Genomic DNA, 13,380 nt, shown 5'->3' on the forward strand with positions numbered 1-13,380 from the left:
AACAGGAAAGCCATTCCTTTCGAAACGGCCTTCCATAACACTTAATCAACTATTTTATTCTACTTTAGGTGGGCAACCACCTCTTCTTTTGGAACAAATCCAATATTATTCCAGGTTTCTTGACCTTTTGAATATACTTTCAAAACCGGCAATGCATCTACTTTTAACTCTTTCATAAGTTCAACATTGTCGTCGGCATTGATGCGTATCACTTGAACTGTGGCGGCCATTTCAGTTGAAATTTCATCCAAGTAGGGTTTCATTTTTTTGCAAGGAACACACCAGTCGGCATAAAAATCTACCAAAATAATTTTGTCTGAAGCAAGCATTTTTTGGTAATCAGCCAAAGTCATTCCAGGTTTTTTAACCCCTGTATCGGTTGTTTCGGGTAAATTGGCTGCTCTCCATTTCATCATTCCTCCTGCCATTTCGTAAACTTCTTTGAATCCCATACTCCGCATTTTGCTAGCTGCCGATCCACTTCTTCCACCGCTTAGGCAGTATACTAAAACCGGTTTTGATTTGTCTAAATTGGCAATTTCTTTTTCAAAATTTTCACCATTCCAATTGTAGTTTATTGCATTGGCCAGGTGACCATTCCCAAATTCTTCCGGGGTACGCACATCAATTATTGGTGCATTGGGTAATTCTTTTATTTTATCACTGAACTCTTGCACCTGGAGGTTGGTTTTGATATTTTGGTTCTGTGCATTGGAACATCCGGTAACCAAAATGGCAATGTAAATAAATGCCGAAAGGATTATAAGGCTAAGGTTATGTGAACGATTAAACATGGGTTATAGATTAAGGTAATTTAGAATAAGATTTGTCGAAGCGGGTAAAGAAATTCATCCAGAGTATACGAGAAACCCGGAAGGTTAACGGGGCAAAAACAAGCACCGAAATTCCAATGAAAATGGTGAAATAAAGCAAATCGGTGTGGAATAACAAAGAATCGATGAGCCAGGTAACCATAAACCAACCGGCCATCAGAGCGTAACTAACATACATGGCACCATAAAAAAAGCCGGGCTCTTTTTCATACACATTGCCACAGCAGGAGCAAGTTTTTTCCATGTGGTCGAAATGAGCTAAGTCGTACGGGTTGGGATTAGTAAATACTTTACCTTGATGGCATTTTGGACAGGTATTGGTAAAGATGGAATAGAAAATTTCAGGGATTAGCATATATTATTGGTTTTGGGCAATGATTTGTTCGAGTGTATGAGCCGGTACAACTCCGGATTGCCTCCATTTGATTTGCTTGTTTTTAAATAGTATCAGGGTTGGTACACCTTGAATTTGAAACGCATTGGCTGCATGTGGATTTTTATCTACATCAATTTTAATAATAGTAGCCTTATCTCCAACTTTGGATTTAAGATCATCTAAAATAGGTGCCATCATTTTACAAGGTCCACACCACTCAGCCGAAAAGTCGACCAATACCGGTTTGTCGGAGGCAATTAATTCGGCGAAACTAGTTGGTTTTGTTGTTGTTTCCATGGTTTTTGTGCTTAATTTCTTGATATTCTACTTCCAAGCTATCGATATCCTGTACCCGGTTGTTTGATTGGCTAGGTGTGGCGCAGTTTCCAACAGCACAGCCAAAACCAAAAATTCCCATGGCAGCGAAATATGTTCCGAACAGGGCAGCCACCCAATTTCTTTCCATGATACTCACTACCACCAGGTAGCTACCCAATCCGGCGTAAATCCAACGCGTTATGGTCCAGGTTCGAAGTGTTTCAAACATACTTTAGTGGTTTAAATAAGCGGAATACATCCAAACCAGTTTCTCCTGCTCCCGGATGTAATCACTCATTAAGGCATTGGTTCCTTCGTCGTTTGCTTGGTTCGAAAGATCCAATAACTCTCGTTGTTTAATTAATAAAATTTGAAAAGAGTCTAAAACTAAGGCCACAGAGGGCTTTGGTTCCGACACGTTTTTGGCAGGCTTGATGCTGGAAGCTTCCAAATAATCCTGAAAAGTATGAGTTGGTACGCCGCCCAAAGTCAATATGCGTTCGGCTAACTCATCCACCTTCAGCAACAAGTTGGTGTAAAGTTCTTCGAATTTCAAATGAAGCTCGAAGAACTTTTCACCTTTGATATTCCAGTGTAAACCCCTGGTGTTTTGATAAAAAAGCATGTAATTGGCCAGCAAAGAATTGAGTTTTTCAATGAGCTCTAAACTTTGCTCAGGATCCAATCCGATTTGATTATAGTTTTTCATAGTTTATGGAGTTACAACAATAGTAGGCACCATGCTAACTTTCGCTTTTACGGAGTTGGAAATCAAGCAAGCCGCTTCCGATTTTAATAAGATGCGTTCTGCTTTTTCCCGGTCTTTTTCATCCGAAATGGTAACAGTAGGTTCTAGAATTACTTCACTCATCATAAATTTACCATCTACCTGCTCCAGTTTGCCTTTGGATTTGCATGCAAAGTTACGGAATTCCAATCTTGAGTTTTCAGCGATAGCTAAGAAGGTTGTCATTAAACAACTGGAAACAGCTGCGGTAAATAGGTGTTCAGGCGACCATATGCCGGGTACTCCATTCGGAAATTGAGGTGGAGTGGCAACGTCGACACATAAGTCGTTGCCGGCTTGTTCATTTAATTCCGGAGAACACATGCTGCCAACGCGGCCGTGATTCCAGTTTATGTTTACATTATAATAGTGGGGTTCCATGATCTAAATTTTGCTTTGAAGGCTTGCCCAGGAGCCGCCATTATAAACCTCCTTGAAGCCGTTCGATGTTAAAATACTTTTGGCAGATGCGCTGCGCATTCCGGAGGCACAGCAAGTTATAATTGGTTTGTCTTTTTTTAGTTTGGAAAGGTTATTGCCCAACACCTGAACCGGAATGTTGACGGAGCCTCGTATATGTCCACTTTGAAATTCGTTCTTGGTCCGAACATCCAAAATGATAGCTCCTTGTTGCATCAACTCTTGGTAATTGACCGATGGGCCCATCCCAAACAATTTTTTAATTAAATTAATCATATCTGTTTTTCTGAAATTATATTTGAATCCAACTGCCTCCGTTTTCGCAGTCGATTCCTAAACTTTTAACATAAGCTGTTGCCTGTCCGCTGCGGTTGCCGCTGGCACAGCAAAAAATAATGGGTTGCAACGATTTAATCTCATCAATACGTTCGCGAATTTCGTTCAATGGAATGTTGATGCTTCCCGGTGCATTTCCTCCAAAAAACTCTTGTGGAGTGCGCACATCAATAATGGTTGTTTTGGTACTCATATGAATTGTTTTTATTTTATTTTTTTTCTTTGGTATCTAAGCCAAATGGAAGATACAATGGACAGAAACCAACCAGGCTGGTTAATACAAAAATTGCGGCTAACACCCCTAATCCGAGGACAATTTGTCCGGAAATAGTTCCTGTGAAATAAAGAATTGCTACGACAATTGCCACCACTAAGCGGAGGATTTTGTCCAGGGTTCCCATGTTCTGTTTCATAACTTTAAGTTTTAGTGATTAAATGTGGGTCAAAGATCGGGAACCTCACTAAAACAGATAGTAACCTTTGTTACATATCGCTCAACAATTTTATTTGATGCCGGTATAACAGCAACTTTTTCTCATTCTCTAACTTCTTCAAAAGCCTTGATACCACTACTCTGGAGGTGGCTAACTCCTGTGCAATTTGCTCGTGCGAAAGATTAATCAACGAAGAAGAAGTGGCCTTGCTTTTGTCTTTTAAATAATGCACCAGGCGCTCGTCTAATTTCTGAAAGGCAATTTGGTCAATCGATCGAAGCAGTTCATTGAAGCGGTTTCGGATGGTTTTCATTACAAAACTCTTCCAGGTTGGATATTTCACCAACCATTGATCCATAAAATGAATGGGAATGGCCAATAAATGAACTTCCTCCTCCGCAACGGCTCTTATTTCGCTGGGGTATTGTTGCATGCAGCAGGTAAATGTCATGGCACAACTTTCCGAAGAATTTACATAATAAAGCAATAATTCATGTCCCTGGTCATCAATACGTGAAACCTTGATAATCCCCGAAAGTACTACCGGAATTACCGTAACCATTTGTCCGGCATCCAAAATAACTCCTCCTTCCGGAATGGTCATTTCGCGCGAATTAGTCATAATTTCCTCTATCAATCCGGGTTCAAACAATTGGGTAAAGCTGGCAGGTACTGGCATGTGAGACAAAAATTTTGGTTGCAAGTTTAAAGCATATTGGCTTCGTGTGGATAAGGGTTCGGGTTTTCTATTCAGAAACCGTTTTATTTTTTTTAGGATAATTTGGCGGGTCCCCTTACGCCAACCGGATTTGGTGCATAAAAACAAAGGAAGTGCCTGGCGCAAGGGTCGCGCTTTCGCTAATACCCCTTGGCCTCGTTTGATATAGTATTCATGGCCAAGGGGGTATCACGCTCTTTCGCTACCCGGGGTGCAAACCCAAACGGCATTAAACTTTCCTGAGGTGTGGTGTAAACCCATAGTAGCTGATTGAATTCGGATATCGGGTTGGGAAAGTGCTGTAGATTGGGCTTGCACCCCGGGCAACGATAGAGCCAAGTAGCCCACAGGACACCGACGGCGTTAGCCTAGGGGGACGAGGACTACAGGCGATAGCGTGACCCGAACGCCTATTGCACCTACCGACGAAGACCAAAACCTGTTGGTGGCGGAAGGGGGCCCGCCAAATTTTTAAAATAGAACATCAAACGTTAATTAAACACCTGGGGAGGTTTAGCCTTCTATCTTTGCAGCAAATCTATGAAGAAGTGGAAGGACAATTGATATTTCAAAGTTTTGGAGCCTGCGGGACTGTTACCGGGTCGAAACACTTAATTATTACACCCAAAGGAAATCGGATTTTATTGGATTGTGGCTTGTTTCAAGGGCATAACAAGGACAAAGAAGACCTGAACCGACATTTTGGTTTCGACCCAAGAATGATGGATATGGTGGTTTTATCGCATGCTCATATTGACCACTCCGGATTGCTGCCCCGCCTGGTGAAAGAAGGGTTTTGCGGGAAAATTTATGCTACTCCTGCTACCATTTCGCTTTGCAGGATCATGCTGGCCGATTCTGCTCACATTCAAACGGATGATCTAAAATACATTAACAAGCGCAGACGTGCCGAAAACAAAGAGGAAATTGAACCCTTGTACGATGCCGACGATGTAGAAGCTTGCCTGGAATTGTTTGTGCCTCTGCCTTATAATACCCCTTTGGATATTGCCGACGACACTGTTTTGGAGTATACCGATGCCGGACATTTGCTGGGAAGTGCTGCCGCCCACCTAAGCATTGATACCCCTCAGGGAACGAAAAGAATAACCTACACCGGAGATATTGGAAGGTTTAACACTCCTATTTTGAAGGATCCGGCACCCTTTGCACCCTGCGATTACCTGATTTGCGAAAGTACCTATGGGAATCGCTTACACGAAAGTTTGCCCGAAGCAGAAAAGCATATTTTAGGGATAATTGAGCGGGTTTGTATTGAAAACAGGGGCAAATTAATTATTCCGGCGTTTAGTGTAGGCCGAACTCAAACCCTTATTTATGCCTTGGATAAACTGCAAAAAGTCGGTGCATTGCCCGATATTCCGGTTTATGTTGATAGTCCGCTCTCCTACAAAGCCACCGAAGTAATGCGTAACCACAGTGAGTGCTTTAATGATGAAATTTTGGCCTATATGAAAAGGGACGATAATCCTTTTCATTTCAAGAACTTAACTTACATTACCGACGCTGAAGACAGCAAAGCCTTGAACAAGAAGGAGGGGCCTTGTATAATTGTTTCGGCATCCGGAATGGCCGAGGCCGGACGGGTAAAACACCATATTAAGAACAACTTAGAAGATCCGAAAAATGCCATTATGTTGATTGGGTATTGCACTCCCGATAGTTTGGGTGGGCGACTAAGAGATGGGCATCGGGAGGTTAAGATTTTTGGAGAAATGTTTGAGGTAAAAGCTCATATCTACAATTTTGAAAGCTATAGTTCCCATGCCGATTATGAAGGAGTTTTTAGGTATTTAAGCTGTGTGGAAAAGGAAAAGATTCAGGAGATTTTTTTGGTGCACGGGGAGGAGCAGACGGTTTTGGAATTTAAGGAAAAGTTTATGGAGCGTGGATTTGGGAAGGTAAGCATTCCGCATCGGAAGGAGATGTTTGTATTAAATTAGGGCTTGCCTTTTCGAAATTAACCTTTGTTAATTGCGGGTTGAATGGAGGGGTGGATATTTGCAGCGTAAAAACAAACAAAATCCACAACGATGAAAAAGGCCTTACAACATTCAAATTCATTAACCAGCATTTTATTGGGCATTACCTGGGTTTGCCTTTGCTTGTTGGTATTTACACAGATAGGATAGTTTTCTGTCCGGAAAGGATAGGGATTTTTTCTGGAAGGACAGGAAATCAAATTGGCGAGTTGAAAAGCTCGCCTTTTTTTTGCCCTAAACCCGACAAATTCAAATGGCGAACCTAGACTTTTTATCCCAACGGTTTGGGAGAATTATACCAATTTTAATTTATAAATAGTCCAAAGGATTTTTATAAATTTATACCGAGAGGAAAAATAATATGATTCCAGTTCGCTTAGGCCTCCTGGAATCATTTATTTTTATCCTCGGCATTTTCAAAATTGGTAAGTACCGAGGATACAAAATGTTATACCAATGTTATTTGAGAAATAGTCCCAAACTATTTCGAAAATTACAGAGGTAAATGCCGATGCAAAAGCTGTTTAGACCAATTATGGCTTAGCCTATTTGGTCTATTACAGATTTGCAATCGGTGTTTGTCCGATTTTTTCAAGAAAATTTAAGTATAAAATTGGACTATACATTTTGTCCATTCGGTAATAGCCCAAAATGCATTTTTAAAAGTACAGGGCTAAATGCCGATACACAAACTGTTTTGGCAAATGATGGTCAAGCATAGTTGGAGAAGAGCCGCTTGGCAATCGGTTTTACCCAAATCAATAAATAGGATAGGATTTGGAACAAAAAAAAGCCTGCCCCGGTGAAGGAGCAGGCTTTCCCCATTTATATAACCATTAAAACTACAACTTCACAATCCTTTTCACGATGCTAGTGTTTTCGGTTGCAACTTTAACTGAGTAGATACCGGCAGCTAAAGATTGAACTGGGAGTACGATGGTATTTTGTCCTTTGTTGGCTTTAACCACTTGGCTATTAACCACCATTCCTGACATATTTACGATTTGAACGCTAAGGTCTCCATCGATTTTAGAATTCAGATTCAATTGAACAGATTCTTTGGCAGGATTTGGGAACAAATCGGTCATTTCCACCATAGCTGGAGCTTTTTCGATTCCGGTTGTAACCCCGTCGCTGTTGATTACAACTTCCACGTTGGAAACGGAGGTGTTGCCCGGTTCGATGGTAACGATTACCGGAGTGGTTGGCAACCCAAGAACTTCGGTATACACTTGGTAGGTTCCGTAAGGTAGATTAGGGAAGGCGAATGCTCCGTCGGTACCGGTAATTTCATAAGCAAAAGCTTGGTTGCTCATGTTTAGGATCATTACCTGTGCTTGGTTGATAGGGTCGCCTGGGCCTTCGGTTTTGTTGGCACCTTGGCTAACCAATCCGCCGATGAAACCTGGTCCGCCAGGGTTGTTTCCACCAATTAAATCAATAATTAAGTAAGAGTTTGAGGTCGAGTTAACAGTAACGGCACTTGACCAGAACAGGCTATTGCCGTAGTAAGTAGGCAGGAAGTTAGCAAAATCGCCTGAAGTTGAATTCAGAGCTGCTTTCACCAAATAGTTTCCGGCACTTAGACCGTCAAAATGGAAGTAACCATTGGAGTCAGCAACAGCGTCAACCAGGTTTAAGGCTAAGCCCAGGTTGGTTGAATCAACTGAAATAAGGTAAATGGTAGCATCGGTAACATTCATGGAATCAGCCATTACCGATCCGTAGATTGAGAAAGTGGTTGGAGCACCTCCGGCAGTAACCTGAGAGCAGTAGGAGTTTTGACAACCATTGGCTCCATATACGGTTAAACAAACAGTGTATACACCGGCAGCACTGTAAGCATGTCCGGGGTTAGCCATGGTAGAAGAACTTCCGTCGCCGAAAGACCACAAATATTGGGCATTAGGGCTGGTGTATGAAGTAAACAATACTTCCAGGTTGTTAACCGGGGCTTGAGTAGCGGTGAAATAAGCGTAGCAAGAATCGGTTTGGATAACAGAATCAGAAACAAAAATGTATTGACAAACAGTGTTTTGGCAACCGGCATTGTCATAGATTGTCAAACAAACGTAAGCGGTATCATACTGACCTGAAACTGAAAAGGTGTGAGTAGGATCTCCGGTAGATGCACCGGTACCATCACCAAAACTCCAGTTGTAGAAGTATTGGTTGGTAGGTGAAGAAGATGTTTGTTGGAAAGCAATGGTATTGTTGTTTACATAATTGTAGGTGAAAGAAGCCTGACAGGTAGGGTTTACTACGGAATCATTTACCACGATAGTTTGGCACCATTGGCCTGTACAAGAATCAATCGGATTGAAAACACTTAAACAAACAGAATAGGTTCCATTGGCAAAATAATGGCTAGGGTAAGGGCTGTTGGAGGTTGCTCCATTGTCGCCAAAATCCCAGAAATATTGCAAGTTTGCACTGGTGTTGGTTGGAATAAAGTAAATTACATTGGCTGTGCTGTCATAGGAAGTAAAGCTGGCATTGCAACCACTGCTGGTATTTGGAATAGGGTAAATTAACTGGCAGGTGGTGCTTTGGCAACCGGTACTGTTGTAAATGGTTAAGCAAACCTGAAAGCTATCGTAAGGAGTTCCCGTAAAGGTATGTACAGGGTCTCCGGTTGAAGCAACGCTGCCATCACCAAATGACCAATCGTAGAAGTATCCGCTTCCGGACGTTTGTTGAAAATGAGTTTCACCGGTGTTGGAAGTAGAGTAAATGAATGAAGCAGTGCAAGAATTAGCAACCGGGTCGCAACTTAAACTAAAGTCGCGGTTAACTTGGGTAGTGGTACCCTGGTTGTTTTGAACTTGTCCGCTGGTAATGGTTCCGCAAGCCATAACCGAAACCGTATAAACTACGTTTGGTCCTGGCACTGCGCCGCCCGGAATTCCGAAAAAGTAGTATCCATTGGAATCGGTGTAGGTACAATCGTAATAATTAAAGGTTGATTGGGCCGTTGAATCGGTTGCTACGCAAACCTGAACATTTCCGGCGGGGCCATTGAGCCCGGAAACTGTACCCGTAAGGTAGAAATTACCTTGGGCCATTGCACTATAGCATCCCGCTATAAATGCAATCAGTAGGGTTAATTTGTTTTTCATGTCGTTTATTTTTAAAAGGTTGACGATGCAAATGTGCAACTGTATTTCCAAATAAAAAGTCTGTTTTGGGTAATTTCTTACTCGTTCAAAATTTGGTTTTTTTATTACTTTTACCATTTAAGTCTTAAATAGCAACGGTTTTGAAAATTTAAATCTTACATTTAAATTTGCGAAAAACATTTAAAAAGTGGGAAAAGAGGGCTGTTAAAATCTTGACAAATCCCTTATTTTTTGGAAAAAGATTAAAAACTAAGTTTGCAACATGCTTGAAAGCCTATCCATAAAGAACTTTGCCATTATTGATGATTTGGTAGTGAAGTTTTCGTCGGGATTTAATGTAATTACCGGTGAAACAGGAGCAGGAAAATCAATAATGGTGCAGGCTTTGGGGTTAACATTAGGCGAACGTGCCGATAGTTCATCCTTGCGTGATAAGAGTCAGAAATGTGTGGTAGAGTTGGAGGTTAATTTGGAGAAGTTAGCCCCACATTCCTTTTTTACCCATCATGATTTGGATTATTCCAATCACACCGTGGTGCGCAGAGAGATTAATTCGGAGGGTAAATCCAGAGCATTTATTAATGATACTCCGGTGAACCTATCAGTATTAAAGGAGTTTTCGCACCTGATTGTAGACTTACATTCCCAGCATCAAAATCTGGATGCGGCCGATGCAGCATTTAGGCTACACGCTTTGGATCGATTTGCCGGAAATGGTCAACAAGTGATGGCGGTTCAAAATGCATTCAAGCAGTTTGCAGCTCAGCGAAGTGAATTAGAAAATCTAAAACAAAAGGAGTCGGATTTAAAAAAGAACCTGGACTTTAACCAATTTCAATGGCAGGAATTAAGTGAGGCCAATTTAAGAGAGGGAATGATGGAGGAATTGGAGAGTGAACAACGTAGATTAGAGAATACAGGAGAAATAAAAAACCTTTTAGCCGGAACATTACAAGCTTTTGAGGCAGGTGAGTTTGCCTTGCTTTCACAATTAAGTTCTGTAAAAGGTTTATTGTCAAGTCTGGTTCGATTGGATGGAAACACTCAGCCTTATTTAGACAGGGCTGTTTCTTCCTTGGTAGAATTGAAGGATTTGTCGCAGGAGTTGGACCGGTATGCCGAAGGTATTACGGATAATCCGCAGCGTTTGGAAGAAGTTAATTCCATCTTGGATAAGGTATATCGATTGTTGCGCAAACATAACCTGCAACAGGTAGAACAGCTAATTGCCTTGAAACAGGAATTAGAGCTAAGCATTGATCAGGCTGAGAACTTTGACGCTGAAATTGCAAAAGCACAAACAGAGTTGAATCGGCTGTTGGGTGTTTATGGCGAAGCTGCCGCTGAATTAAGCCAAACCAGGAAACGGGCAGCCAAGGATTTCTCAACCATTGTTTCGAAACAGTTAATTGCTTTGGCTATGCCAAATGCTGTTTTTGAAATACAATTAAATGCAGTTACCGAACCCGGACCAAATGGGCAAGATGCGGTGGTTTGGATGTTTAGTTCCAACAAGGGTTCGGAGTTAAAGGATGCAGCTAAATCAGCCTCCGGTGGGGAGTTGTCGAGGTTAATGTTGGCAATCAAAGGTAGTTTAGCACAAAAAGCCGAACTGCCCAGCCTCATTTTGGATGAAATTGATACCGGTGTTTCCGGGGAGGTTGCGGCCAAAATTGCCAACCTTATGAAGGGTATAGCGCAAAATATGCAGGTTGTAGCTATTACCCATTTGCCCCAGGTGGCCGCCAGGGCTCATCATCATTTGTTTGTGTTTAAGGGCGATTTGAAAGGGAAAACTACCACCCAAATTAAGGTTTTGGATGTTGAGGAACGGGTTAATGCAGTAGCAGCTATGCTCAGTGATGGAAATATTTCCTTACCTGCCCTGGAGAATGCCCGTGCTTTAATTGATGCCTAAGCCAAACTTTCTAAAAAAGTGGAGCTAATAAGGCTAGTTCTCTTATATTTACGGCATGCCACGTTTTTATATTTTTTTGTTGGTAATTGCAAGTGTTTCCGGCGCTTTGGCCGGTAATCCATTAAAATTCAAAGTAGATTTAGCTCATTATACCAATGATCAGCTTGCTGTTGAATTAATTACCCCGGTTTTTGCTGAATCAAGCGTTACTTATTCTTTTCCAAGAATGGTTCCGGGAACTTATAAGGTATATGATTTTGGACGTTTTATTCAGGATTTCAAGGCTTTTGACGCCGAGGGGAAGTCCTTGGAAGTTTCTCATCCCAATGCCTGCGATTGGGTTATTTCTAATGCCACTGCTTTACGCCGAATCGAATACCTGGTTAATGATACCTGGGATGCGGATACTACAAATTTTGTATTTGAACCTGCCGGAACCAATTTTCAAAAAGATACCAATTTGGTGCTCAATACGCATGGTTTGTTCGGTTACTTTCAAGGTAAAACGGAATCGCCATATGAAATAACTATTCAAAAACCAGGTTCTTTTTATGGAGCCACTAGCTTAATTGCCCTAAAAACCTCTGCAGAGGAGGATGTTTTTACTACCTCCAGATACAATGATCTGGTTGATGCACCTCTGATGTATTGCCATCCCGATACTACCGTGCTGAAAATTGGCGGAGCACAAATACTCATCTCCGTGTATAGCCCCAACAGAAAAGTTAGTTCCAGGTTTATCGGTTACCAAATTAGGTCTATTTTAGAAGCTGCTAAGGACTATTTGGGCGGACAATTGCCCATTCAAAAGTATGCCTTTATGATTTACTTGTTTGATGGATTGAGTGGATCAGGTTCGGCAGGTGCCTTGGAGCATAGTTATAGCAGCATGTATTTTTTACCTGAGCAGGATAGTTTAAGCATCAGTCAAACAGTTCGCGATGTGGCTGCGCATGAGTTTTACCATATCATTACCCCGCTGAATATTCATTCCGAAGAAATAGGGAATTTCGATTTTGCTAATCCCAGAATGAGTAGGCATTTATGGTTGTATGAAGGGGTAACAGAATATACAGCACATTTTGTACAACTTAGGCAAATGCTAAAGTCGGAAAAGGAATTTATGGAAGAGATGCAGAAGAAAATCAGGGTTTCCAGGAAGTACTTTAATGACACTTTGCCATTTACTGAAATGAGTTTGGGGTGTTTGGATAAGTATGAAAATCAGTATCAAAATGTATATGAAAAGGGAGCATTGATAGGTCTTTGTTTGGATATTAAGCTCAGGCAGTTGTCGAATGGTTTAAAAGGGTTGCAGGATGTAGTGAATTTGCTGGCCCAGAAATATCCTAAGGATAAATCTTTCAAAGACCCTGATTTGATTCCTGAAATAGAGGCCATGACTTTTCCGGAAATTGGACAGTTTTTCAGAAAGTATGTGGAAGGAAAATTACCCTTGCCTTTTGAGGAGGTTTTTTCTGCCATTGGCTATGTATATCGTGCCAGGGAATATTCAAAAGATTTTTCGTTTGGGAGTTTACGGATGATAGTAAATTCCGAAAATAGAAGGCTGATTGTTTATGATATTGAAGATATGGATGAATTTGGAAAATTGCTTGGGTTTCAAGTAGGCGATCAAATTTTGGCAATCAACGGGAAAAGTTTGAACCAAAGCAATTTTAGGGAAGTGAAGACCAATTGGTATAATTCGGTGAAGGAAGGCGATATTTTTAAGGTTAAGGTAAACCGAATGAATGAAAATGGGCATTACCGCAGGAAAATGCTGAAGGCAAGGGCAATACGGGTACAATTGGTTAGGGAAGATGTGTTAGAGAAGTCGAACAACTTAACCCCGGAGCAAATTCAAATGCTTCAATGGTGGAAAGGAAAAGGGTAGCGTTTGGCATCCCCTGTTTGATGAAAATTGGTTTCCTTTTAGTCTAAAGTTTCAAGTTCAATTTGGGTTTAAATACCTGGTATGCGGGCCCCCTCCGCCCAACTAGTTTTTGTATCAACCCCGAAACAACCTGCACGGGCGTTCGGGTCACGCTATCGGCTGTAGTCCGGGCCAACTCCGCTCAACCGCTGCGTTGGTCCGGAGCTACTTGCCTCTATCGT

Annotated in this window: 14 protein-coding genes; 3 read left to right on the forward strand and 11 right to left on the reverse strand. The window is 41.6% G+C overall.

All coding sequences use genetic code 11. From position 1 onward, the window contains the following. Positions 1-59: 59 nt before the first annotated feature. From K1X82_12625 to K1X82_12670, 10 genes are all read right to left on the reverse strand, one after another. Positions 60-794, reverse strand: coding sequence for a redoxin family protein (locus tag K1X82_12625; protein MBX7182951.1), 735 nt, complete (start codon positions 792-794; stop codon positions 60-62). 10 nt (positions 795-804) lie between these two features. Further along, positions 805-1,188, reverse strand: a complete 384-nt coding sequence (locus K1X82_12630) for a DUF983 domain-containing protein (GenBank protein ID MBX7182952.1) — start codon at positions 1,186-1,188, stop codon at positions 805-807. Positions 1,189-1,191: 3 nt separating this feature from the next. Further along, complete coding sequence (gene trxA / locus K1X82_12635) at positions 1,192-1,506, reverse strand: thioredoxin (GenBank protein ID MBX7182953.1); 315 nt, start codon at positions 1,504-1,506, stop codon at positions 1,192-1,194. Beyond that, positions 1,481-1,756: a hypothetical protein gene (locus K1X82_12640; GenBank protein ID MBX7182954.1), complete on the reverse strand. Its 276-nt coding sequence runs from the start codon at positions 1,754-1,756 to the stop codon at positions 1,481-1,483. Before K1X82_12640 ends, trxA begins: the two co-directional genes overlap by 26 nt. A gap of 3 nt (positions 1,757-1,759) precedes the next feature. Beyond that, complete coding sequence (locus tag K1X82_12645; GenBank protein ID MBX7182955.1) at positions 1,760-2,236, reverse strand: DNA starvation/stationary phase protection protein; 477 nt, start codon at positions 2,234-2,236, stop codon at positions 1,760-1,762. 3 nt (positions 2,237-2,239) lie between these two features. After that, positions 2,240-2,695, reverse strand: a complete 456-nt coding sequence (locus K1X82_12650) for an OsmC family protein (protein ID MBX7182956.1) — start codon at positions 2,693-2,695, stop codon at positions 2,240-2,242. Between the two features lie 3 nt (positions 2,696-2,698). Further along, positions 2,699-3,010, reverse strand: a complete 312-nt coding sequence (locus K1X82_12655; GenBank protein MBX7182957.1) for a rhodanese-like domain-containing protein — start codon at positions 3,008-3,010, stop codon at positions 2,699-2,701. Positions 3,011-3,026: 16 nt separating this feature from the next. Continuing rightward, complete coding sequence (locus K1X82_12660; GenBank protein ID MBX7182958.1) at positions 3,027-3,263, reverse strand: rhodanese-like domain-containing protein; 237 nt, start codon at positions 3,261-3,263, stop codon at positions 3,027-3,029. Positions 3,264-3,279: 16 nt separating this feature from the next. Continuing rightward, entirely contained in the window at positions 3,280-3,483 is a 204-nt protein-coding gene (locus tag K1X82_12665; GenBank protein MBX7182959.1) for a DUF2892 domain-containing protein, read from the reverse strand. A 70-nt stretch (positions 3,484-3,553) separates the two neighbouring features. Next, a complete protein-coding gene (locus K1X82_12670) occupies positions 3,554-4,183 on the reverse strand; it encodes a Crp/Fnr family transcriptional regulator (GenBank protein MBX7182960.1) in 630 nt (209 codons plus the stop codon). A gap of 599 nt (positions 4,184-4,782) precedes the next feature. Between K1X82_12670 and K1X82_12675 the strand changes: the two genes are divergently transcribed. Continuing rightward, positions 4,783-6,186, forward strand: a complete 1,404-nt coding sequence (locus tag K1X82_12675; protein ID MBX7182961.1) for an MBL fold metallo-hydrolase — start codon at positions 4,783-4,785, stop codon at positions 6,184-6,186. An 881-nt stretch (positions 6,187-7,067) separates the two neighbouring features. On the opposite strand, the gene K1X82_12680 is transcribed toward K1X82_12675, so the two are convergent. Beyond that, a complete protein-coding gene (locus K1X82_12680; GenBank protein ID MBX7182962.1) occupies positions 7,068-9,344 on the reverse strand; it encodes a PKD domain-containing protein in 2,277 nt (758 codons plus the stop codon). A gap of 262 nt (positions 9,345-9,606) precedes the next feature. On the opposite strand from K1X82_12680, the gene recN reads away from it, so the two are divergent. Further along, positions 9,607-11,262, forward strand: a complete 1,656-nt coding sequence (gene recN / locus K1X82_12685; protein MBX7182963.1) for a DNA repair protein RecN — start codon at positions 9,607-9,609, stop codon at positions 11,260-11,262. 55 nt (positions 11,263-11,317) lie between these two features. After that, positions 11,318-13,159 carry a peptidase M61 gene (locus K1X82_12690; protein ID MBX7182964.1) on the forward strand — a complete coding sequence of 614 codons (1,842 nt, stop codon included), beginning with the start codon at positions 11,318-11,320 and terminating at the stop codon, positions 13,157-13,159. The last annotated feature ends 221 nt before the right edge of the window (positions 13,160-13,380 follow it).

Source organism: Bacteroidia bacterium (genome assembly GCA_019695265.1).
Classification (GTDB): Bacteria; Bacteroidota; Bacteroidia; order JAIBAJ01; family JAIBAJ01; genus JAIBAJ01.